The organism is Rhodanobacter sp. UC4438_H5, from assembly GCF_052978405.1.
Window position 1 is genome coordinate 504,968 of sequence record NZ_CM129672.1, and the last position, 22,946, is coordinate 527,913.

The 22,946-nt window shown below is 69.1% G+C and carries 19 protein-coding genes; 10 read left to right on the forward strand and 9 right to left on the reverse strand.

The features are described 5' to 3' along the window. Positions 1–39: 39 nt before the first annotated feature. Positions 40–3,267 (reverse strand): EAL domain-containing protein, encoded by a 3,228-nt coding sequence (locus ACVCL9_RS02310; RefSeq protein ID WP_447099281.1) that lies wholly within the window; start codon positions 3,265–3,267, stop codon positions 40–42. A 523-nt stretch (positions 3,268–3,790) separates the two neighbouring features. Here ACVCL9_RS02310 and ACVCL9_RS02315 point away from each other — a divergent pair. Continuing rightward, positions 3,791–4,285 (forward strand): cupin domain-containing protein, encoded by a 495-nt coding sequence (locus tag ACVCL9_RS02315; protein ID WP_447099280.1) that lies wholly within the window; start codon positions 3,791–3,793, stop codon positions 4,283–4,285. Between the two features lie 26 nt (positions 4,286–4,311). Here ACVCL9_RS02315 and ACVCL9_RS02320 read toward each other — a convergent pair whose 3' ends face one another. Both ACVCL9_RS02320 and ACVCL9_RS02325 read right to left on the reverse strand, forming a co-directional pair. Then, positions 4,312–4,860 (reverse strand): hypothetical protein, encoded by a 549-nt coding sequence (locus ACVCL9_RS02320; protein WP_395117426.1) that lies wholly within the window; start codon positions 4,858–4,860, stop codon positions 4,312–4,314. An 18-nt stretch (positions 4,861–4,878) separates the two neighbouring features. Continuing rightward, the gene (locus tag ACVCL9_RS02325; protein ID WP_447099279.1) at positions 4,879–5,946 is read right to left on the reverse strand and encodes a DUF5694 domain-containing protein; all 1,068 of its coding nucleotides are present in this window, start codon (positions 5,944–5,946) and stop codon (positions 4,879–4,881) included. 471 nt (positions 5,947–6,417) lie between these two features. Between ACVCL9_RS02325 and ACVCL9_RS02330 the strand changes: the two genes are divergently transcribed. The 4 genes from ACVCL9_RS02330 (at position 6,418) to ACVCL9_RS02345 (ending at position 10,051) form a co-directional block, all read left to right on the forward strand. Further along, a complete protein-coding gene (locus ACVCL9_RS02330) occupies positions 6,418–6,750 on the forward strand; it encodes a hypothetical protein (protein ID WP_447099278.1) in 333 nt (110 codons plus the stop codon). Positions 6,751–6,819: 69 nt separating this feature from the next. Next, on the forward strand, positions 6,820–7,878 hold the full coding sequence (locus ACVCL9_RS02335; protein ID WP_447099277.1) for a radical SAM protein: 1,059 nt from the start codon (positions 6,820–6,822) through the stop codon (positions 7,876–7,878). A gap of 20 nt (positions 7,879–7,898) precedes the next feature. Beyond that, a complete protein-coding gene (locus ACVCL9_RS02340) occupies positions 7,899–9,329 on the forward strand; it encodes a hypothetical protein (protein WP_447099276.1) in 1,431 nt (476 codons plus the stop codon). Between the two features lie 56 nt (positions 9,330–9,385). After that, the gene (locus ACVCL9_RS02345; RefSeq protein WP_447099275.1) at positions 9,386–10,051 is read left to right on the forward strand and encodes a glutathione S-transferase N-terminal domain-containing protein; all 666 of its coding nucleotides are present in this window, start codon (positions 9,386–9,388) and stop codon (positions 10,049–10,051) included. A 42-nt stretch (positions 10,052–10,093) separates the two neighbouring features. Here the strand turns inward: ACVCL9_RS02345 and ACVCL9_RS02350 are convergent, their stop codons facing one another. From ACVCL9_RS02350 to ACVCL9_RS02365, 4 genes are all read right to left on the reverse strand, one after another. Further along, complete coding sequence (locus ACVCL9_RS02350; RefSeq protein ID WP_447099274.1) at positions 10,094–10,843, reverse strand: class I SAM-dependent methyltransferase; 750 nt, start codon at positions 10,841–10,843, stop codon at positions 10,094–10,096. Positions 10,844–10,883: 40 nt separating this feature from the next. Next, positions 10,884–11,567: an SDR family NAD(P)-dependent oxidoreductase gene (locus ACVCL9_RS02355; RefSeq protein WP_447099273.1), complete on the reverse strand. Its 684-nt coding sequence runs from the start codon at positions 11,565–11,567 to the stop codon at positions 10,884–10,886. 72 nt (positions 11,568–11,639) lie between these two features. Next, complete coding sequence (locus tag ACVCL9_RS02360; RefSeq protein ID WP_447099272.1) at positions 11,640–12,932, reverse strand: M24 family metallopeptidase; 1,293 nt, start codon at positions 12,930–12,932, stop codon at positions 11,640–11,642. Between the two features lie 48 nt (positions 12,933–12,980). Continuing rightward, on the reverse strand, positions 12,981–14,246 hold the full coding sequence (locus ACVCL9_RS02365) for an MFS transporter (RefSeq protein WP_447099271.1): 1,266 nt from the start codon (positions 14,244–14,246) through the stop codon (positions 12,981–12,983). A 367-nt stretch (positions 14,247–14,613) separates the two neighbouring features. Here ACVCL9_RS02365 and ACVCL9_RS02370 point away from each other — a divergent pair, with 367 nt between their 5' ends. From ACVCL9_RS02370 to ACVCL9_RS02380, 3 genes are all read left to right on the forward strand, one after another. Further along, entirely contained in the window at positions 14,614–16,530 is a 1,917-nt protein-coding gene (locus ACVCL9_RS02370) for a M61 family metallopeptidase (RefSeq protein WP_447099472.1), read from the forward strand. 131 nt (positions 16,531–16,661) lie between these two features. Continuing rightward, positions 16,662–17,519 (forward strand): endonuclease/exonuclease/phosphatase family protein, encoded by an 858-nt coding sequence (locus ACVCL9_RS02375; protein WP_447099270.1) that lies wholly within the window; start codon positions 16,662–16,664, stop codon positions 17,517–17,519. A gap of 325 nt (positions 17,520–17,844) precedes the next feature. Beyond that, positions 17,845–19,059, forward strand: coding sequence for a serine hydrolase domain-containing protein (locus ACVCL9_RS02380; protein WP_447099269.1), 1,215 nt, complete (start codon positions 17,845–17,847; stop codon positions 19,057–19,059). 206 nt (positions 19,060–19,265) lie between these two features. Here the strand turns inward: ACVCL9_RS02380 and ACVCL9_RS02385 are convergent, their stop codons facing one another. Continuing rightward, positions 19,266–20,102, reverse strand: coding sequence for a class I SAM-dependent methyltransferase (locus tag ACVCL9_RS02385; RefSeq protein WP_447099268.1), 837 nt, complete (start codon positions 20,100–20,102; stop codon positions 19,266–19,268). 167 nt (positions 20,103–20,269) lie between these two features. Here ACVCL9_RS02385 and ACVCL9_RS02390 point away from each other — a divergent pair, with 167 nt between their 5' ends. Then, the gene (locus ACVCL9_RS02390; RefSeq protein ID WP_447099267.1) at positions 20,270–21,130 is read left to right on the forward strand and encodes a TrmB family transcriptional regulator; all 861 of its coding nucleotides are present in this window, start codon (positions 20,270–20,272) and stop codon (positions 21,128–21,130) included. A gap of 29 nt (positions 21,131–21,159) precedes the next feature. Then, positions 21,160–21,807: a hypothetical protein gene (locus tag ACVCL9_RS02395; protein ID WP_395117454.1), complete on the forward strand. Its 648-nt coding sequence runs from the start codon at positions 21,160–21,162 to the stop codon at positions 21,805–21,807. A gap of 275 nt (positions 21,808–22,082) precedes the next feature. Here the strand turns inward: ACVCL9_RS02395 and ACVCL9_RS02400 are convergent, their stop codons facing one another. After that, positions 22,083–22,550 carry a hypothetical protein gene (locus ACVCL9_RS02400; RefSeq protein ID WP_447099266.1) on the reverse strand — a complete coding sequence of 156 codons (468 nt, stop codon included), beginning with the start codon at positions 22,548–22,550 and terminating at the stop codon, positions 22,083–22,085. Positions 22,551–22,946 lie beyond the last annotated feature (396 nt).

Genomic DNA, 22,946 nt, shown 5'->3' on the forward strand with positions numbered 1-22,946 from the left:
AGCGGGCGGGCGATGCATAAGCACGGGCGGTGCGGCGATTCAGACCGGCGCGGGGTGCGCTTCCAGCGTGGCCTCGAACTCCGCCGGCGGCAGCGGGTGGCCGATCAGATAACCCTGGAACACGTCGCAGCCCTGGGTCAGCAGGAACTGCCGTTGCGCGATGGTTTCCACGCCTTCGGCGATCACTTCCAGGCCCAGGCCGCGGCCCATGCCGATGATGGTCTGCGCCACCATCGCGCCGTTGGCGTCCTCCGGCAGGCAGGCAACGAAGGACTGGTCGATCTTCAGCTGGTCCAGCGGCAGGCGCGAGAGATAGGTCAGCGAGGAATAGCCGGTGCCGAAGTCGTCCAGCGAGATGCGGATGCCTTGCGCACGCAGCGCGGTGAGCTTGACCGCCGCCTCGGCGAGGTCGTCCATGATCGTGGTTTCGGTGATTTCCAGTTTCAGCCGCGACGGATCGGCACCGGTGGCCGCCAGCGCCTGGCACACGCCGTCCACGAAGTGCGGCTGGGCGAACTGCCGCGCGCTGACGTTGATCGCCAGGGTCAGCGACTGCGTGGCCGGCCGGCTCGACCAGGCCACCAGCAACTCGCAGGCGCGCTGCAGCACCCAGTCGCCCAGCGGCAGGATCAGCCCGCTCTCCTCTGCCACCGGGATGAACACGGTGGGCGATATCGCCACGCCGCGGCGCGTCCAGCGCAGCAGCGCTTCGGCGCCGAGCACGCGGCCGTAGCGGTCGACCTGCGCCTGGAGGTTCAGTGCCATCGCGCCTTGGGCGATCGCGTCGCGCAGGTCGTGCACGAGGCCGTCGCGCTGCGCCAGTTCGGCCAGCATCTCCGGCTCGAAGCGGCATACCTGGTCGCGGCCGGCCGCCTTGGCGCTGTACATCGCCAGCTCCGCCTCGCGCAGCGCCGATTCGGGCGTGTCGTGGCCGGCCGCCAACTCGGACCAGCCGATGCTGGCGGTGATCGTCACCGGCGCGTCGCTGGCCAGCCGGAACGGCTCGTGCAGCGCCTCGCGCACGCACTCGGCGCACTCGCGGGCGCGCTGCGCGCGTTCGCTGCGGTTGCTCCGCTCGCACGGCAGGGCGAGCGCGAACGTGCCGCCGCCCAATCGCGCCAGTACGCAGCCGTCTTCCAGCAGCCGGCGCAGGCGCTGCGCGATCAGGGTCAGCAGGTGATCGCCGGCGGCGTGGCCGCGCAGATCGTTGACGCGCTTGAAGTGGTCCAGGTCGACCAGCAGCAGCAGCGCGCGAAAACCTTCGGCCTGACCCAGCAGGTGCTTGAGGTGGTTGCGCAGGAAATGCCGGTTCGGCAGATCGGTGAGCGGGTCGAAGAAGGTCATGTGGTCGACGCTGGCGTGGGCCTCGCGCTCGCTGGTCAGGTCGACCATGGTGCAGACGCGGTGGGTGACCTGGCCTTGCGCGTCGGCGACTGCCGAAGTGGCCGCGCGCACCACCCGCGGCTGGCCGTGCTTGACCTGGATCCAGCGCTCCTCCTGCCAGAAGCCGTCGGGGCCGAGCTGCTCGTGGTGCTCGTGCGCCGGCGCGTTGTCGTCGCGGCGCGCCCAGACCTGCGACGAGGGCTGCCCCCGCACCTCGTCCAGGCGATAGCCGGTGAGCCGGGTGAACGCCTGGTTGACGCGCTGGATGGTGCCGTGGGCGTCGGTCACCATCAGCGCCTCCTGGGTCTGGAAGGCCACCGCGGCCAGGCGCAGTTCGCTGTCGGCGCGTTTGCGCTCGGTGATGTCCTGCGCGTAGAGGATCGCGTAGAGCGCCGCGCCGTCCTCGTCGTGGATCACCGAGCAGTCCAGTTTCGCGGGAAAGCGACGCCCGTCGCGGGTGATCTGTTCGGTTTCCCAGACCAGGTGCGCGAGGCGGTCGGCCTGCGCCCATTGTTCGTGCTGGCGGGCAAGGACGTCGGGCGGGAACAGTGCGTCGACAGGCGTGCCGACCATTTCCTCGGGCGCGTAGCCGCGCTCGCTGGCGAACACCGGGTTGACCGCGGTCAGCAAGCGCGTGCGCGAGTCGCAGATGGCCACGCCGAAGGCGGCGTTCTGGAACGCGTGCGCCCACAATCGCAGTTGCGCCTCGCTGTGCAGGCGCCGGGTGACGTCGCGCGCCACGGTGAGCACGCCGTGGATCGCGCCGGTGGGATCGTGCAGCGGCACCTTGCTCAGTTCCAGTTGCCGGCTGTCGCCGTCCGGTGCCTCGTACGGCACGACCGCATTGCTCGGCTGTCCGTTCGACAGCACGCCCTGGCTCATCGAGCGCGATGCGGCGGCGAAGCGCGTGTTGCGCTCGTCGAAGGCGTCGAACGTCGTGCGGCCGAGCAGCGATTCGCTCGTGCGCCCGAACAGGCCGCAGGCGCGGTCGTTGCAATCGGTGAGCACGCCCTTGCCGTCGCTGACCCACATCGCGTCCGGGCTGGCGTCGAACAGGGCGCGCAGGTTGCGCTTCTGCGCGCGCAGCTCGCGGGTGCGCACGGCCACCGTGCGGCGCAGCGACCATACCCACAAGGCCAGCAACACGGCCAGCGCCAGTCCCACGATCAGCGCGATGCGCGCCGTCCGCGCGAAAGGTTGCGACATGGCGGGACGATCCAGCCAGCGCTCACGCAGGGCGGCGCGTTCGGCCGGCGTGATCATCGCCATGCCGCGCTCCACCGTCTGCAGCATCGCGCTGTTGCCCGCGCGCACGGCGCGGCGGGGCTGGCCGGTATAGAGGATGTAGGCGAGGTAGAACTTGTCCAGCGCGGCGTAGCGGTAGAGGTAGTAGTTGGCCGGGTTGGTGTCCATGCAGAACACGCCGATGTTGCCGCCGACCGCAGCCTGGATGATCTCCTTGTAATTGGTGTATTCGTGCAGGTCGGTGATGCCTTGACTTCGCATGTGTTCGGCGCAGGCGTCGCCGCGCTCCACCGCCACGGGAAAGCCGCGCAGGCCGGTGCTGTCGGCGATGCCGCGGATGCTGCGCGCCACGTAGATGCCCACGGCCTGCTTCGCGTACGGTGCGGAGAACTCGTACAGGGGCACGCGCTCCGGCGTGAGGTAGATCATGTCGATCACGTCGGCCTTGCCGGCCAGCAACTCCTTCTGCGCTTCGCTCCAGGCCATCGGCTCCAGCTCCACCTGGATGCCGGTGCGCTGCTGGAACAGCCGCCACATGTCGACTTCGTAGCCCTGCGGCTTGCCATTGCCGTCGAGGAACAGGAAGGGCGGATAGTTGTTGTCGGTGACCACGCGGATGCGCGCGGGGGTGGGCGACATGGCGGCGGACGTCGAGGCGCTCGGCGGCGGCGACGCGGCCACTGCCGCAAATGCCGCTGCCAGGCCACAGAACGCTCCTCCGATGCATGCCGTGCGCCATCGCTTCATGCAGATGCCTCTTGCGGTCGCGGTCCCCGTTGCGAAGTTCAACCATACCCCAATCGGCGCGGTCCGGCGCAGGCCGGCCCGGTTCGCCGCGGGGCATCTCTGCCTTGTAGCGGCGTCGCCGGGAATCTCTTGAACATGGCGCGCATGCCGTGCGCGTGAGTCGGCGGCTGTTCCGGCCTGGCGCCGAGGCCAGCCAGCCGGTGCCGAACCCGGCGGTGCGCCGCCTGGCCGCAGTCATCCGCCGCCGCATCGCCGGCAAGGGCCATCTGCTCGACGTCTCCCCGCAGCTTTGTTTCAATGCGTACCTGCATGCCGAGAGTGCGGCGACGGTGCCACGCCACGAAACGCTGTCGCAATTTGCGGCGCGACGGTGTTCTTCCGTGAGGACAGCTTCTGTCGAACGGAGGATGCACCCATGAACACGACATGCGCGATCGCCTTGCTGGCGCTTTCACTGGAACTGGCCCCGACCCCCGCCGCGGCCGCGCCGCCTGCTGTTGCTGCCGTGCAGCTCGCGCCCGGCGACCTGAAATGGATGCCGGCGCCGCCGGTGCTGCCCAAGGGTGTGCAACTGGCGGTGCTGAGCGGCAATCCGTTCGCGGAAGGGTTCACCACCTTGCGCCTGAAGATCCCGCCGCACACCGTACTCGCGCCGCACTGGCACCCGACCGCGGAGGGTTTCACCGTGCTGCAGGGAACCTTCCACATCGGCATGGGCGACCAGGTGGACAAGGCCGCGGCCAAGGCGCTGCCGGCGATGAGCTACGCGTCGCTGCCGGCGATGCACCACCACTACGCCTATACCGCGGACGAGGGCGTGGTCATCGACCTGAGTTTCTACGGGCCGTTCCAGATCCACTACGTGCATCCGGCCGACGATCCGTCGCGGGTGGCCGCGACGAAGCCCTGACGGCGGATCGTGCGGCGTCCTAGGTCCTAGATGCCTGCGTGGTACGGTCGGCCGGCCACGCAGTTGTCTACTTCCTGCTGGCTGATGTGCGCGTAGGGCCGCAGGTTCACCACCGCTTGCACCATCCGGTCCTGGCGCTGCACCACGTCAGCCAACGCAGCGCAGAATTCGGGCGAGTGGGACAGAGCGAGGCCTTGCTGCTCCAGTTTGTTCTCCATCTTGTCCAGGCGGCCGGTCATCATCGCGAACACGGTCCTGGCCATGACGTGCCGGGTCATGTGCGCGGCCTTGTCCAGCGAGAGATCCACCAGCGCGATCACCGCCTCGCGGTAGCGCAGCGCCTCGGCCTTCTGCGCAGCGGAGAGCGCCAGCGGATCGTTGCCGATCTTCACCGCGCCGGAGGCGTCGATGCTGGCGTCGGGATGGCCCTTGGCGTTCATGCCCAGCGGCTCGCGATGCACCTCGGCACGCGCCGATTCGATCTCGCGCGTGGCCACGCCCGAGCAGCCCGTGCCAAGCATGGCCACGAGGATGAGGAGGGCGCCAGCCAGGCGCGGTCGATTTGCCTGAAACATGCGGGATTCCCGGGGCGGTTACTGCAGCACTTTTTCCGCGTCGACGATGGCCACGCCCTGCATCTGGCCCAGCAGGCTGTCGAACCACGGCTTGTGGGTGGCGCCGACGATGCACAGCACGCGGGCACCGGGACGTTCGCGAAATGCCGCGCGCACGTTGGCCACCATGCGCAGGTTGCGCGTCTCCCAGCCGGCGACGTAGATGCGCGCCAGGTGGCCGGGCGACTCATCGCGCATCGCCGCGCCCATGTCGGCGTCGATCTGCCTGCGCAGGACCTCGGGCCGGTTGATGAAGCGGTACAGCGCGAGCATGTCGCCGCGACCGGTGAGTGTTTCCTGTTGTCTGCGATCGGCCGCCACTTCGCCCGCGCTGGCGGCCCAGGCATTGCGGATCGCGTTGGCGTAAGCGGGCACGTCGGGCACGTCCACGTTGTCGCCGGAGTGGTCGTCGACCGGATACACGCGTTGCAGGCCCAGCCGTGCGGCGAGGCGCGCGGCGATCTGCAGGTCCTCGCCGTTTCGCGTCTGCAGTTCGCGCAGGCGGGTGGCCAGCGCATCGTCCAGGCCATCACCGGCGTGTCGTTCGGCCTGTGGCAACTGCAGCCACTGGGTCAGCGCCGAGGCATCGTCGCCGCTGGCGAGAAACAGCGCGGCCAGGTGCCGGCGCTGCGCCGCGTGCGGCCGTGCCGGCCAGTGTGCGAGCGACTCCTTCACCGCGGCCACCGCAGCGGGAACGTCCAGGCCGGTGGCTTTCTTCGCCGCCGTGGTGTCGCTGCAATAAGTCGCGACGTCTTGCGCCGCGTAGAGCGCCGGGTTGCGTTTCATCATCGCGCAGCTTTCGCCGGGGATCGCCTCGACGGTGATGATGTCGGGCCTGAACGCGGCCAGCTTCGCCAGCACCGGCTGCAAGGTATCGGCCTTGAACCCGTCGGGCATCTGCGACAGATGCACGCTGCCCAGCACCAGCACCTGCGACGACGGACCGGTCATGCCCTGGTCCAGCCCGGGCAGGTCGACCTGCGCCAGCGCCGTGCCCGACCACAGCAGCGCCGCCAGCAGGCCACAGCTCGTCCATCGATTCGTCATGCGTCGCTCCGTGGCGGCAGGTGTGGGGAAGTATTGGCGCCGGGCCCGACCTCGCCGGCCATTGCATCGGCGCGACCGCGCGCCGCCGTCACGCCATGGTGCGGGCATGCACCGACACGGGCACGTGCGAAAAGTCACGAGGGATGTCGGGAGCGCCGCAGGAAAAAAAGCGAGGTGCGCGGCGTGGGTTCATTCCGCACGGCAGTGTGCAAATAGGAATGACGCCTGGTGGGTATCACCTGACCCGGGGGAACGCGGTAGCGGGTCATTCGCGCCCCGGTTCGCGGCGCGTGGACGTGCGGCGGCCGCGCTGCGGCGCGGTCGCGGTGCCGTTGCGTGCTGGCATGTCGCTTGCTGGACATGGCGTCGGGGGCGGGCGATCGGACTCCGGCGGCGGGCAGGCCGCCGGGTTCCGGTTGTCACAGCCGCCTTCGCCCGGGCAACCGGCAATCCAGCGCAGGAGGCTTCTTCATGGCCACGACTCGCAAGATCACAAGCAACGTCAACAGGGGCTCGGCCAAACTGTTCGCCCTCAAACCGCACGATCACGCCGGCATTGCCAAGGCGCTCGGCATGGCACGCAGCGATTACGAAGTGAAGTGGTGGTGGAAATACGGACAGCCGGCGATCGACCTGATCCAGGCACAACTGGAGGTCAACGCCAAGCAACTCGGCCCGGTGGTGAGCCAGCTGATGCGGCTGAACGGTCCGACGCTGCAGGTCAGCGCATCGTGCTTCCCCTACGGCATCCCGGTGCCGGAGTGGTTCCGGCTCGAAGTGAATATCCGCAACGCCGGTCGCTAGAGGCCGACTGATGCATCCAAGTGGCCGGGAGCCATCGCCCGGCCGCCGTTGCCTTGCCGCGAGAACGTCATGGGCCCGACCGGCGACGTCGTCAACGTCATCCAGATCCACCCCACGCTGCGCTGCAACCTGCGTTGCCGGCATTGCTACTCGACCTCCGGTCCGGAGCAGCGCGGCGAGCTGGACGTGGAGCTGCTCGAGCGATTCCTCGCCGACGCAGCGGGGGAGGGTTACAACGCGATCGGCATGTCCGGCGGCGAACCGCTGACCTGGAAGCCGCTGCCGCGCCTGCTGGCCTGCGCGCGGTCGCTGGGTTTCGCCACCTCGGTCACCAGCAACGGTTTGCTGCTCGATGCGCGGCGGCTGGCGCAACTGGCGCCGCATCTCGGGCTGCTGGCGATCAGCCTCGATGGCGTGCCGGAGAGCCACAACCGCATGCGCAACCGCGCGCATGCGTTCGAGCAGATGCGCGCCAAACTCGACCTGCTGCGCGCGGCCGGCGTGCCGTTCGGTTTCATCTTCACGCTGACCATGGACAACCTGCCGGAGCTGGATTGGGTCGCCGGCCTTGCCGCGACCGAGGGCGCGCGGTTGCTGCAGATCCATCCGCTGGAACAGGTCGGCCGCGCCCGCGAGTACGAGCTGCGTCCGCCGGACGACCTGGAGCTGGCGTACGGGTTTCTCGTAGTGGCGCGGCTGCAGCGGCAGTACCGGGAGCAGCTGACCTTGCAGTACGACGTGGCCGATCGCCAGCTGATCGCGCGCGAACCCTGCCGTGCCTTTGCCGGCCCGGCGGTGGCCGCGGACGTGGCCGCCGATGCGCGGCTGGCCGCGCTGGTCTCGCCGCTGGTGGTGCAGGAGGATGGCTGGGTGGTGCCGATCCAGCACGGCTTCGCCACCACCCATGCGATCGCGCGACTCGATCGCGGCCCGTTCCGCATGCAGGCTGCGCGCTGGAAGCGCGAACGCTATCCGCGCTTCCGCCATCTCGCCGAGCAGGTCTGGGCCGACATGCGCGACGCGCCGGAGCACCTGCCGTTCACCAACTGGTATGCCGCGATCACCACGGCCAGCGCGCATCGACCGGCGCGGCGGCCGCTGACGACGCCGGTGCGGTTGACGGCCTAGGCGAACCTTCGGGGGACGACATGCGCAGATGCATCACCATGGGGTTGATCGCGGGCCTTGCCTGCCTCGGCAGTGTCGATGCACTGGCGCAGCCGCCAGCGCAATCGCTGCAGCAGTTGCACAAGCACGAGGCATTGGTGCCGGTGGCGAAGGCGGCGAGCAGCGTCACGCATGTGTCTGCCCCGAGTGCGGAGCAACACGTGGCGTTGAGTGATGCGATGCTGCACGTAGTGGCGGGGCAGCCGCCGCTGCCGGCGTCGGCAACCACCACCAGGCCGGCCGCCGTACTCAGCCCGGCTGCCGCACGGGCGGCGCAGAAGTTCCATCTCGACCCGCTGGCCCTGAGCAGCGGCGAGGTGAAGGCGGTGTCCGGCAGCCATGTCGAAGTGGTCAATCCCGATACGGTTGCCGAACAGGCACGGCCGGGTTCGGTCTTCGTCACCCGCACCGGTACCGGCGCGACCCGGGTGGCGCTGTCGGCGCCGCTGCGCGCGGCGCTGCCGGCCGGGGCGCAGACATCCGCCGTGCGGCTGGGTTATGTGGTGAGCGCCACCACCGGGGCGGAGGCCAGCCCGGTGCGGCTGGCTGCGCTCATCGCCGACAACACCGGGCTGGTGCTGGACGCTGCGCATTCCGCCTGGCGCGGCGGCTTCTCGGTGGCGCTGTCCAATCTCGACGATCCCGCCGATCGGCGCCCGCTGAACACGCCGGTAACCGTGGCGATCACCGCGGCCGGTGCCTCCGACGTGACGCCCGCGCCGCTCAGCATCGCCGACGTCGGGCGCTGGCATGCGGTGCGCGTGACCGTGCCGGATTTCCCCGGCGATCGCTACCACGTGTCGGTCAGCGCCGACCCGCAGGATCGCGGCAACGCGATCGACCTGCCGGTGGTGAAACCCACCATCGAGGTGATCGCCGCCAATCCGCAGATCGCCGGCTGGGGCATCGGCCAGACCGCGATCACGCTGCGCGCCCGCGGCCTGGTCACGCCCGACGGCTATCCGGTGACGCTGCGCAACGAGCACGGCTCGCTCGACCCCACCTACGTGAAGCTCGACGCGCAGGGCGTGGCCACCGCGCGGCTGCGCTCTGATTCGGCCAGCTCCACCAGCGTGAGTGTCGCCGACGCCGGCGTGGTTTCCCAACCGGCCACCGTGGTGTTCACCGCGCCGTGGCTGTTCCTGGCCGCGGCTGTTGCCGGCGGTCTCCTCGGTGCGTTCATCCGCGGCAAGGGGCGCCGCCGAGCCTGGTACGCGTTGGCGATCGGCGTGGCGTCGGCGATCCTGATGACGCTGGCCTACGCAGTTGGCATCGACTGGGTCAGCCGCGCGCTGCCGTCGGCGCACCTGGCCACCTCCGGCGAGGCGGTGATCTTCGTGCTGGGCGCGATCGCCGCGCTGCTCGGCGTGGGCGTGCTGCTGCCGGCGGGTGGGGGAGGGAAGGACGCTTGATCGGGGGACGCAGACGGCGGCGATAATGACGGGACTCTCCTGTGCGAGGCGCCGCGATGTCCGTTCGATCCGACGAGGCCGCTGCGAGCCCGCTGCCGCGCATCACCGGGCGCAGCAGCTCCCACTACACCCGTCTGGCGCGCATGTTCGCGCTCGAGCTGGACGTGGCCTGCGAGTTTGCGCCGGTGTACGACCTGGCCTCGCTGGACGAGCGCAGCTACACGGGCAACCCCGCCCTCAAGTTGCCGGTGCTCAGTCATGGCGGGACAGTGGTTTTCGGGACCGAGAACATCTGCCGCACGCTGGCGGAGCTCGCCCCGCGCTCCGCCGTGATTCTCTGGCCCGAGAATCTGCGTGACGCGCCGGCGCGCAACGCGCAGGAGCTGGTCTGGCACGCGATGCAGGCCCAGGTGCAGCTCGGGTTCGGCACGCAGATCGCGGGGCTTTCGCCGGACAGCATCTACTTCGTCAAGGCGGCCACGGGCCTGCGCAACGCACTGGCGTGGCTTGACGAGCGGGCGCCCTCGATCATCGCCACCCTGCCGCCGCACGATCTGGGCATGCTGGAAGTGTCGCTGTTCTGCCTGCTCGAACACCTGGCCTTCCGCACTACCGTGCCACTCGCGCCGTATGTGCGACTCGGCGATTTCGCCCGCGTCTTCGGGCAGCGGGCTTCGGCGCGAAGCACGGCTTATCGGTTTGACACGCCCGCTCGGGATTGAAGCGGTCGGCCCCGGCGAAGCGCTGCACCGAGCCTGGCGACGTCAGCTCGCCTCCGCGCGCACCAGCCACACCTCGCCGCGGCGTGCGCGCGGCAGGCCGTTGAACAAGGCGAACCATGGTGCGAGCAGGCGCACGGTCCAGCCCAGCCGGCGGATGCGGCGGAACGGGCTGGAGACGGCGCGTTCGGCGCGGATGGTGAAGCCGGCTTCCTGCAGCGCCTTTTCCAGCACCCACGGGCTGAGCGGGGTGATGTGGCCCTGTTCGCGGTAGTCGATGTCGCGAAACCACTGGAACTGGCCCGTGCGCAGGAACAGCGCCTGCGAGACCGGGTTGGCGATGTTCGGCGTGGACAGCACCAGTTGCCCGCCGACCGGCAGCAGGGCGCGGATCTGCCGCAGCACCTCGCGGGGGTTTTCCAGGTGCTCGACGATTTCCAGCGCCATCACCGCGTCGAAGCCCTGCGGCCATTGCGCGGCGAATGCGCCGTTGAGGTCGGCCGCGACGAAGGGCACGTCGGTCGGCTTGAAGCTTTCGGGAAACAGGTCGCTGGCGGTGACGTGAAAACCCAGGTCGGTCAGCCGCAACGACATCGCGCCGCTGCCGGCCCCGAACTCCAGCACGCGCGCGCCCGCGCTCGCCGCGCCGACCAGCAGTTCGGTGGCCGCCTCATGCAATCCGGGGGCGGCGTAGATCGGCAGGCCCTTGTACTCGCGCATCGGCTGGCCCGCGAAGCCGGTGCGGAAGTTCTCGGCGCGCGCGCTGGCCTGGTCGACCACGGAGGGAGTGGGCATGGGCGTCGTGGTGGGCGGCTGGAGGGTTGAGGGGCGACGGTCACACGCGCCCGGTCACCGGGATCAGGGCGCCGGTGATGGCGGCGGACTGTTTCGACAGCAGGAACACGATCACGTCGGCCAGTTGCTCCGGTTTGACCCAGCGCGTGAAGTCGGCCTTCGGCATGTCGGCGCGGTTGGGCGGCGTGTCGAGGATGCTGGGCAGCAGCGCGTTGACGGTGATGTCGCGCTCCTTGAGCTCCTCGGCGAGCGATTCGGTGAAACGCATCACGCCGGACTTGGAGGCGGTATAGGCCGCCACGCCGGCGCCGGCCTTGAGCGCGGACGCGGCGCCGATGTTGATGATGCGTCCGCCGGCATGCAGGTGTTTCAGCGCGGCCTGGCTCGCCGCGACGGCGGTGCGCAGGTTGACCCGGTAGAGCAGGTCCCAGGTGTCCGCGTTGCCGTCGGCCACGCTCTCGTAGCGAAACATGCCGGCGATGTTGACCAGCGCGTCGAGCCCGCCCATGGCCTCGGCGGCAGTGTCCAGCGCGTTCGCCGCGGCGGCGGGATCGGCCAGGTCGACGCCGCCGATGCAGCTGGCCGCGCCGATGCCTGCGCTCGGTGCGGGGGCACGATCGATGGCGGCGACGCGGGCGCCGGCGGCCAGCGCCGCCTGCACCGTGGCGAGGCCCAGGGTGCCGAAACCGCCGGTGACGGCGACGCGCAGGTGGTCCAGTTGCATGGTGTTCTCCCGAGGCTGTCCGCCGGACAGGATAGCCTGCCGCGCAGGCCGTACAAAGAAAACGCCAGCCGATCAGCCGAACGGCAGTTCGATCGACGGGCTCTGCGGGGTGAACCAGCGTGCGCCGTCGTCGGTGATGTGCATGTCGTCCTCCAGCCGCACGCCGAACTCGCCGGGGAGGTAGATGCCCGGCTCGTCGCTGAAGGTCATGCCCGTTTCGAGCGCGCGCTTGTTGCCCTGCACGAGGTAGTACCACTCGTGCATGTCCATGCCGATGCCATGGCCGAGGCGGTGGCTGAAGTACTTGTAGCCGGGGCCGTAGCCGGCGTCGACGATGACCTTGCGCGCGGCGGCGTCCACCGATTCCATGGTGGCGCCGGGGTGCGCGGCCTTCAGCGCCGCCTGCTGCGCGCGGTGCACGATGTCGAACACGCGCTTCATCTTGTCGCTGGCCTTGCCCAGCACGAAGGTACGGGTGAGGTCGCTCTGGTAGCCGCCGACCTTGCAGCCGTCGTCGAGCATGATCACGGTGCCCTCGCTGATGTGCTGCGGCAGCGGCGAGCCGTGCGGCGAGGCGGTGAACGCGCCGACGTTGACGCTGGCGTCGCCGCGCAGGCCCTGGCGTGCGTAGGCCGCATCCACCAGGGCGGAAATCTGCTGCTGGGTCATGCCCGGCTGCAACGCCTTCCACACCGCGTGGTACACCGCCAGGGTGGCGTCGTTGGCCAGTTGCATCAGCGCCAGCTCGGCCGGGCTCTTGATCGCACGGCAACCGGCGGTGACCGGCGTGGCGCTGACCAGCTTCACGTGCGGCGCCGCGGCGGCGATGCCGAACTGCGTGGCCGAGCGCAGTTGCTCCTCGATGCCCAGCGTGCCGGTGGCCATGCGCCATTCGGCGAGCACGCCGGCGATCAGCGCGTACGGGCTCTCGAACTCCTGCCAGGTGCGCACGTCCTTCCTGCCGAAGGCGATCTGCTCCAGCGTGCGTTCGCGCTCGAACGCCGGCGTGATGTAGACCGGGTCCCCCGATTTTGGCAGCAGCATGCCGGTGGTGCGTTCGCTGACCCACCAGTGCATGCCGGTGAAGTATTCGAGCGAACTGCCGCCGCCCATGAACACCGCGTCCATCCCGTGCTCGGCCATCAGCCGCTGTGCCTTGCGCAGGCGTCCTTCGCGCTCGGCATCGGTGATCGGCACGGCGCGCGGCGCCACCGGTTCCAGCGCCAGTATCGAGGGCGGCAGTGCACTGCCCGTGTCGCCCGCACTGGCGGTACCGGCGCCCAGCAGCGGCAGCGCAGCGGCGCCCAGCGCGGAGTGTTTCAGGAAGCGGCGTCGCGATGGCTGGAGGGTTTCATCGTGGCTCATGGGTGTTCGCCTGGCATGGAGAATGAAAGGTTCGCACACCCGGCGCGGTCACGCGCGCGCAGGCGGTCGCACGTCGGGCAGGAACACCGCCAGCAATCCCAGCAGCGGCAGGAACGCGCAGACCTGGTACACGAACACGATGCCGTAGTGGTCCGCCACCACGCCGAGCACGGCCGCGCCGATGCCGCCGAGGCCGAACGAAAGCCCGTAGAACATGCCTGACACCATGCCGACGCGGTGGGGCATCATGTCCTGCGCGTAGACGATGATCGCCGGGAAGGCCGATGCCAGCACCACGCCGATCACCACGCTCAGGCCCACCGTCCATGCCAGCCCCACGTGCGGCAGCAGCAGGGTGAACGGCGCGATGCCGAGTATCGACACCCAGATCACCTGCTTGCGCCCGATGCGGTCGCCGAGCGGGCCGCCGAACAGGGTGCCGGCGGCCACGGCCATCAGGAACACCGCCAGCAGGTGCGTGGCGGTGGTCATCGACAGGCCGAAGTGGTGGATCAGGTAGAACTCGTAGTAGCTGCTGATGCTGGCCAGGTAGAAGAACTTGGAGAACATCAGCACCATCAGCACGCCCAGCGTGCGGCGCACCACCGGCGCGGGGAACGGCGGCTGGTCCGAGGCCAGGTGCTTGCGCACGCGCTCCTCGATGTGTCGGCTGTACCAGCGGCTGACCTGCAGCAGCACCACGATGCCCAGCAGCGCCGCCAGCCCGAACCAGCCCACGTGCGCGCGGCCCAGCGTGAGCACCACGCCCGCCGCCATCAGCGGCCCCAGCGCCTGGCCCAGGTTGCCGCCGATCTGGAACACCGACTGCGCCAGGCCATAGCGCCCGCCCGAGGCCATCCGCGCCACCCGCGAGGATTCCGGATGGAACGCCGAAGAGCCGCAGCCGATCAGCGCCACCGCCAGCAACAGCACCGGGTAGCTCGGCGCCACCGACATCAGCAACAGGCCGGCCAGGGTGAAGCACATGCCGACCGGCAGGGTGTACGGCAGCGGATGCCGGTCGGTGACCATGCCCACCACCGGCTGCAGCAGCGAGGCGGTCAGCTGGAAGGTCAGCGTGATCGCGCCGATCTGGAAAAAGCTCAGCGCGAACTCGCCCTTGAGCAGCGGGTAGATCGCCAGGATCACCGACTGCATCATGTCGTTGAGCACGTGCACGAAACTCACCGCGCCCAGCACGCCGTAGCGCGTGGTCGACAGCGGCGTGGTGGTCGCCGCCGCGATCACCGGCGGCGCGCCGCCCGCTTCGCTGGCGGTGGCGAGGGAGGAAGTGTTCGACACGGTGTCTTTCATGCGGGGAAGCATCACGGGTGGAGGGGTGCCTGCCGTGCCCACGCCGCACGCCGGATCGGGCCGCCGGCCGCACCGGGCAGCGCAGTCACGCGGTCGGCCATCAGCGCCGCTCAGGATACGCCGCGGGTCGCCGTCGTCCAAGCAAATGCCTGCGTCGCGCGAACCCGCCACCCGGCAACCCGTGCCGCGTCACGCGGAAGCCTTGTCGTGGAAAGCAGGTCGCGTGCTACCTGCCGGTACATGGCCGCAGGTTCCTGCGGGCAGGGGTACGCTGCCATGCGCCAGGGCAGTGGTGCTAGTTTGATGCACTTCCCGCCGCATCACGGAGTCGCCCATGCCCGCTCGTCCTTCCGCCCGCTCGTCGGCCATGCGCCGGCTGGCTTGCACTTGCATGCTGGCGACTTCGCTGGCGCTGTTTGCCGGCACCGCGCTGGCGCAGCAACAGCGCAGCCTGCAGGTGCCGGACCCGCAGGACACGCCGTACGCCGGTACGATCGCGCTGCATGTCGATGCCAGCGACACGGCGCAGGGCATCTTCCGCGTGCAGGAGACGATTCCGGTCACGGCCGGTGCGCTGACCTTGCTGTATCCGCAGTGGATTCCCGGCGACCACTCGCCCACCGGCCCGATCGACATGCTGGCCGGACTGAAGCTCCGCGCCGACGGCAAGCCGGTGGCGTGGAAGCGCGACAAGTACAACGTCTACGCGTTCCACCTCGACGTGCCCGCAGGCGCGTCCAGCCTGGACGTGCAGTTCCAGTACCTGTCGCCGCGCCGCGGCGGCTTCGAGATCACCGACCGCATGATGGACATGGCGTGGAGCAAGGTCGCGCTGTATCCGGCCGGGCACTACACGCGCGGCATCACGGTCGCGCCCAGCCTCACGCTGGCGCCGGGCTGGCAGTTCGGCACTGCGCTGGAAACCTCGGCGCGCAAGGGCGACACCGTCACGTTCAAGCCGGTGACCTTCAACACGCTGGTGGATTCGCCGGTCTACGCGGGGCGTTATTTCAAGCGCGTGGACCTTGCCCCGGACAGCAAGGTGCCGGTGCACCTGGACATCGTCGCGGATGCGCCGAAGTACCTGGAGATCACCCCGCAGCAGCTGAAGGCGCACCGCGCGCTGGTGACCCAGGCGGTGAAGCTGTTCGGCTCGCAGCACTACGACCACTACGACTTCCTGTTCTCGCTGTCGGACGTGCTGGCCGGCAACGGCACCGAGCACCACCAGTCCAGCGAGAACGGCCTGGACGCGGACTACTTCACCGCCTGGTCCGACACCGCGCCCAACCGCGACCTGCTGGCGCACGAGTACACCCATTCGTGGAACGGCAAGTTCCGCCGTCCGGCGGATCTGTGGACACCGAACTTCAACGTGCCGATGGGCGATTCGCTGCTGTGGGTGTACGAGGGCCAGACCCAGTACTGGGGCTTCGTGCTGACCGCGCGCTCCGGCCTGTGGACGGCGCAGCAGTTCCGCGATGCGCTGGCGATGGTCGCGGCCAATTACGACCGCAACCGGGTCGGCTTCGGCTGGCGCACGCTGGAGGACACTACCAACGATCCCACCGCTGCGCTGCGCGCGGCGCTGCCGTACCGCAGCTGGCAAATGAGCGAGGAGTACTACAGCGGCGGCCAGATGATGTGGCTGGCGGTGGATGCAAAAATTCGCAGCCTCACGCACGGGCGCAAATCGCTGGATGATTTCGCCCGTGCCTTCTTCGGCGTCGACGACGGCAGCTTCGTCACCAGGACCTATACCTTCGACGATGTGGTGGCGGCACTGAACGGCGTGGCGAAGAACGACTGGGCGAGCTTCCTGCACGCGCGCGTGGACACGCTGGATCCCCCGCTGGCCAGCGGCCTGGCCGCTACCGGCTGGAAGCTGGTCTACACCGACCAGCCCAGCGCCTATGAAAAGCAGTACGAGAGCCGCCCGGAATCGCCGCGGCACATCTTCAACTTCGCCTGGTCGATCGGGCTGACGCTCACCAAGGGCGGCGAGATCAACGACGTGCGCTGGGACGGCCCGGCGTTCAGGGCCGGCGTGAGCACCGGCGCCACCGTGGTCGCGGTGAACGGGCAGGCGTACGGCACCGACGTGCTCAAGGACGCGATCACCGCGGCCAAGGGCAACCAGACGCCGATCAAGCTGCTGCTGAAATACCAAGGCAGCCTCCGCACCGTGGCGGTGGACTACCACGGCGGGCTGCAGTATCCGCACCTGCAGCGCATCGAGGGCACGCCGGATTACCTCGGCGACATCATCGCGGCACGGAAGTAGAGCCGCGAGCGCGGGTGTAAAGCCCCTCTCCCTCTGGGAGATGGGTTGGGGTGAGGGTTCGGCTGGAGCGAGGAATCCAACCCCAATCGAACCTCATCCGATTTGCTTCAAGAGATCTGGAGGACAGAACCATGAGCCCACGTCACTGGATTGCGATGTTCGCCTGCGCGCTGGCAGTGGGGGTGTCGGTCACGGCATCGGCAGGCACCACACCGCTGCGCGTGATGACCTTCAACGTGCGCGTGCCGGTGGACCAGGGTGCCAACGCGTGGGAGAACCGGCGCGAGCTGATGGTGCAGGTGATCCGCGCGCAGCACCCGGACGTGCTCGGCACGCAGGAGCTGACCGAGGAGCAGGGCGAATACCTCGCCGCGCATCTGCCCGGCTACGCCTGGTTCGGCCAGGGTCGCGAGGGTGGCAGCAAGGGCGAGCACATGGGCGTGTTCTACCGCACCGATCGGCTGGAGGTGCTGCGCTCCGGCGATTTCTGGCTGTCCGACACGCCGGACGTACCCGGCAGCATCACCTGGGGCCAGCCGTATCCGCGCATGGTCACCTGGGCGCGGTTCCGCCTGCGCGATGGCGGCGGCACGTTCGACTACCTCAACACGCACTTCCCCTACCGCGACCAGGACGTGCGCCCGCGCATGCTCAGCGCCGCCGAAATCCTGCGCTGGATCGACCAGCTGCCGGCCGATGCGCGGGTCATCCTCACCGGCGATTTCAACTGTGCGCCGGACACGCCGGTGCACGCGAAGCTGACCGCCGGCTTGCATGACGCCTGGATCGAAGCCGCCACGCGCTCGGGCCCGGCAAGGACGTTCCACAACTTCACCGGCACGCCCGACCGGCGCATCGACTGGATTCTCAGCCGCGGCTTCAAGGCGCGCACGGTGAGCACGGTGACCACGCATGAAGGTGCGCGCTATCCCTCCGATCACTTCCCGGTGGTGGCCGAGCTGGTGGCGACGCCGCCCGCGGTCCAATGAGCGACGCCCGGCCTGCACGAGCCTGCTGGCGGGTGATGCTGTTGGGGCGGGGGTCAGGGATTCGGGATTCGGGATTCGCAAGGTGAAGAGCATCGCCCGCGAGCGGGCTCCCGCGGGGCCCCGGCGGGTTTGAGTCGTCCTGCATTCGACCTGGCGGTGCATTCTTCACGACCGCCATGCCAGCGACGCGAGTCATGTCGCTGACCTGAGGCATGACGACCCGTGAGGCTGACGACTAGAATCGAACGGCTGTCGCACCGGCGAATGCAGCCTTTGCCCATTCTCCGGCTGACGCAATCGCGTTCGCCCCACCATCGGAACCATCATGCGTTCGACCCTCGGCTTGCGTCTGCTTTCCCTCGTGCTGTGCCTGGCTGTGCCGCTGCCGCTGTTGGCCAAAGATGCGCCCAGCGTGGGTCAGCAACGCGAGGACGTGCTGTTCTGGACGCAGGCGCAGCGCACGGCGCAGTTTCCGCGCATGTACGAGCTGTTTCCCGCTGACCGCGTGGCGCACGGCAGCCACGTGCACGCCTTGCCCGAGGGTGAGCCGCTGGTTCCGCGCTGGGACGCCGCCGGCGTCACGCTGGCCGGCTACATGAGCGAGCACCACCTGGCTGGCGTGATGGTGCTGCAGCATGGCCGCATCCGTATTCAGCGCTACGCACCCGGCTTCGGACCCGCGCAGCGCTGGACGTCGTTCTCGGTGGCCAAGTCGGTCACCTCGACCCTGCTCGGCATCGCGCTGCGTCGCGGCGACATCCACGGCATGGACGACACGCTGGAGACCTACATCCCGCAATTGCGCGGCACCGCCTACGCCAAGGTCACCGTGCAGCAGTTGCTGACGATGACCTCCGGCGTGCGCTGGAACGAGGATTACGACGACCCGCGTTCCGACGTGGCGCAGATGTACCGCAGCGCCTGCGAGAACGGCCAGCCGCACGTGATCTCGTACCTGGCCAAGCTGCCGCGAGCCTGGCCCGCCGGCACGCACTGGAACTACAACACCGCCGAAACCGACCTGCTCGGCATCCTGGTCCAGCGCGCCACCGGCCAGTCGCTGGCGGGCTATCTGTCGCAGACGATCTGGAAGCCGTACGGCATGACCTCGGACGCGTACTGGCTGAAGGACGAATGCGACGGCAGCGACACCGGCGGCAGCGGGCTCTCCGCCACCCTGGCCGACTACGCGCGCATCGGCCAGTTCATGCTCGACGGCGGCCGCATCGACGGCCAGCCGGTGATCGCCGACGCGTGGCTGCACGGTGCCATGCGCAAGCAGCAGGAGTTGGCCAGCCCCGGCCACGGCTACGGCTACCTGTGGTGGACCGATGCCGACGGCAGCTACGCCGCGATCGGCATCTTCGGCCAGATGGTCTACGTCGATCCGGCGCGGCAACTCGTGATCGTGCAGGTGGGTGCGTGGCCGCAGGCGACCTCGAAGGCGCTGGTAGCCTCGCGTCGTGCCTTCATCAAGGCGGTGCAGCGCGGCGCGGATGCATCCTCCGACGCGCCCCCGTCCCTCAACCGTTCCCGCTGAGGGCAGCCCGTGCAGCGGGCGCCGTCGAAACGCCGCCGCATCCTCATCGCGCATCGCGAGCAACGCGTAGGGCGGGCACCGCCCGCCGGCCTTTCGTGGCACGACCACGGCGGGCGGTGCCCGCCCTACCGCCCGCTTCACCCCTCCACCGTTCGCGCTGAGCGTAGCCCGTGCAGCGGGCGGAGTCGAAGCGCCGCCGTACCCGCTCACCGCCGTATGGCAAGCACCCCGTCCAGCGCCAGCTCCGCCCGGAACCCCGCCTGCTCCAGCCGGCGCGCCACCTCGCGCGGCACGTCGCGTCCGCTGGTCAGCTTGTTCGGGCTGCCGGTGTAGTGGAACAGCCGCCCGCCGCGACGCAACACCCGCGCCAGCTCCCCGTAGAACACCTGCGAGTACAGCTCGCCGGCGATGCCGAAACGCGGCGGATCGTGCAGCAGCGCATCGAACGAGGCATCGGCGAGTTGCCCGATGGCCTGCGCCACGTCGGCGTGCTCCATCTGCAGACGACCGTCGCTGGCGGCCGGGTCGGGCGACCACGGGTTGAGCGTGCGCAGCCACAGCACGTCGGCGCTCTTCTCGAACGACTGGACGCGCGCCACGCCGGACTCCAGGCAGCACGCCGCGAAATAGCCAAGGCCGCCGCAGGTATCGAGCACCGCCTTGCCGCGCGGTTCGACCAGCGCCACCTTGCGCTGCGCATCGGCGAGCGGCGAGGCCTTGGCCGTGGGCAGCATCTTGATGCCGTCGATTTCGAACGTGGGCACGCCCCACTCGGTGGGCACCAGCTTGATCAGCGAACCGGCGAAGCGCGCCACCGGCGCGAAGTCATCGCCATCGAAAAAGTAGACCGTGCGCTCCTTCAGCTTGCCGGGGTAGGGATGGAGCGTGTCGCGCCAGCGCCAGCCGTCGGCCAGCAACGCAATCGTGTCGTGGCTGAGGCCCAGGTCGAGCGAACCGGTCCAGGTGGCGGCGCCGGCATCGCGCGCGGCGAGCAGGTCGTCGGCGATCGGGCGGGTCAGCAGCGGACCGTGATAACGGGACAAGTGGCGATTCCTGTGCCGGCAAATCGGGCCGGCTGGCCGGGCGGGCAGGTCATCCCGTCACGGTGATGGTACAGGCCCGCGCCGGTTGCCTTGCGGCGGGCGGACGGCCCTGCGGCGGGGCGGAAAGGCTTGACCACTACCGGCTGCGGCGTATAGTTGCTATGCATATGACTACTAACAAGCCAGGCAGCGATATCCTGCACGCGCTGCAGCAGCTCGGCTTCACCGAGTACGAGGCGCGCGCCTATGCAGCGCTGGTCGCCGGCGGCGAGCTCAACGGCTATGCGCTGGCCAAGGCCAGCGGCATTCCACGCGCCAACGTCTACGCGGTGGCGGGCAAGCTGGTCGCGCGCGGCGCGGCCGTGCGGGTCGAACGCACGGCCGGCGCGGCCTATGTCGCCACGGCGCCGAAACAGCTCCTGCGCGACATCGATGCCGAGCGGCGCAAGGCGGTGGGCGATGCCCGCGAGGCGCTGTCGCGGCTGTCGCGCGAGCGTCATCCGCCGATGGTATTGAACCTGCGCGACGACGAAGTACTGGAGCGCGCCGGACAGCTGATCGAAGCCAGCGCGACCAGCCTGCGCATCGCGCTGCAGCCCACCGAGGCCGCGCACCTGGCCGCGCCGTTGCGTGCCGCACGAGAGCGCGGCGTGGCCATCACCACCTTGTGCCTGGAAGGTTGCGAGGTGGAATGCGGCGGCTGCGTAGGTGACCTCCATCGCTGCGCCATGGTTTCCGGCGGCGCGCGCTGGCTGCTGGTGGTCAGCGACGATCACGCGGCACTGCTGGGCTATTTCACCGGCAGCGGCATCACGGCGATATTCACCGAGCAACCGCTGGTGGTTTCGCTGACGGCGGCCTACATCCAGCAAAGCGCCACGCTGGCGATCCTGGGCAGCGAGCTGGCCGGACGTTTCGAAGGCCTGCTGTCGGCCGAGAGTCGCCGCCTGCTCGACGGCCTGTACCCGGCCGGAGATTTTCTCGCGCACATGCGCGAACTGAATGACGCCACGCCACGAACGGCGTGACGCGTTTCCATGCAAGAGGAGTGATGACCATGAACATGCGCAAAAACGTATTGGCAGCAGCGTTGGCCCTGGGCGGCATCGCCTTTGCCAGCGTGGCGATTTCCGCCGAAGCCCCGGCCGCGGCACCGCAGGCGCAGATGAACGCGTCGGCGATGAACTGGTTCGGCGGCGAGACTTACCTCGGCGCCCCGGCACTTGATGTGACCGCCGCGCTGGTTAAGGCCGGTGGCGGCGCCGACAACTTCAGCTTCTCCACGGCGCTGGTCTCGATGCTGGGCGAAAAGACCGTCAACGCGGAGGTGGCCAAGCTCACCAAGCAGTACGGCCATGAGAGCGTGACCAACTTCATCAACGGCATGACCTTCGCCGTCAACGACGGCCTCAAGCGCGCCACCGAAGCCGGCGTGACGTTGCCTGCGGCGCCGGCCGACCTCAAGGGCGCCAAGCTCGCCGGCACCCTGGTCAGCGCCGGCACGGCTGCCGACGGCAGCTGGTGGTCCGGCCTGCTGTTCGACAAGGCACTCTCGCACGACATCCACGTCAAGGTGATGCAGGACATCGACGCCAAGTACGGCCATGGAGCCGACGAGAACACCCACAAGATCCTCAACCAGGCGATGTACGACGTCGCCCAGGCGCTGAAGGCGAAGAACGTGAAGCTGGCCTCATTGCACTGAAGGCTTTCCACGGAATCGATGCAGAAACGGAGGCACAGGCCTCCGTTTCCTTTTTCAACCCGGCGCGTCGCCGGTGGCTTCAGCGCTCACCGGAACCGGCAGCGTCGGGTGCGTGCGACCCAGCGTGATGTTCTTGCTGGCGCGGCCCCATCAGCTCGCCTGGCTCATGCAGGCCGGGGCCGCGTGGCGCGTCGTTCTTCATGGGAGGCTCCGCGGCGGGAAAACCGCAGCATCGCGCCGCGGTCTTCAGGGGTGCACGGTGCCTCGGCATGGGGTCACTCCGCGGCCGACATCACCGCCTTGAGCTTGTCCTGGTCCATGTACTGTTCGAGGTCGGCCATGCCCTTGGCAACCTCGGGGTTCGAGAACAACTCCCTGCCGGCCACCTGTCCGAGCATGTTGAAGGCCGCGCCCACGGCGCCGCTCCCCTCGTACTTGACGGCGGCCTGCATCTCCTTCTTGCAAGTCACCGTCAGCAGCGTCTCGAACAGCTGCGCCATGTCGATGTTGAACTGCTTGCGCTGCGCCGCGGGGATGGACACGTAGCGCGAGACCGCCGGGTTGAGTGACATGGCGGAGAACATCCAGTTGACCAGCACGGCCTTCTGCTCGGACGTCGTGCGCGATACCAGGCACTTCGAAAGGTCGTCGGTGTATACGCCGGCCGAGGCCGGTCGCGGCGCAACGGCCATGAGCGTGAACAGCGCCGGCGCCAGCAGGGTGGCAGTACGTCGATTCCTCATCCTTGTGATCTCGCTTGAGGTTGTGAATGGGTCGGTGGCGCGAGGCCTCGCACGCAACCGTCGGAAAGGAGAGCGCAGCCCTGCCGCGACGCCGCCGGCCGTGCGGCCGCGGCGCGCTGGAGAGCAACAGGGGGAGGTCCCCGCGAGCACTATAGCCGCGGGCACGGGCCAGGCGAAGCACACGTACTTGACCCGATAGCCCGTACCATTCGTGGGGGGCGAGGTGCCGGCGAAAACACGAACGTGATCCGTCAGTGCTTGCCCAAAGGCTGCAACCGGGCCACCTTCGACGACGCCTTCATCCAGCACATCGAAGACAAACCCGGCAACCGCCCGCGGAAGCGGCTAGGCTTTCGCACGCCGCAAGAAGTGTTCGAGCGGTCGTTCAAGCGCGCT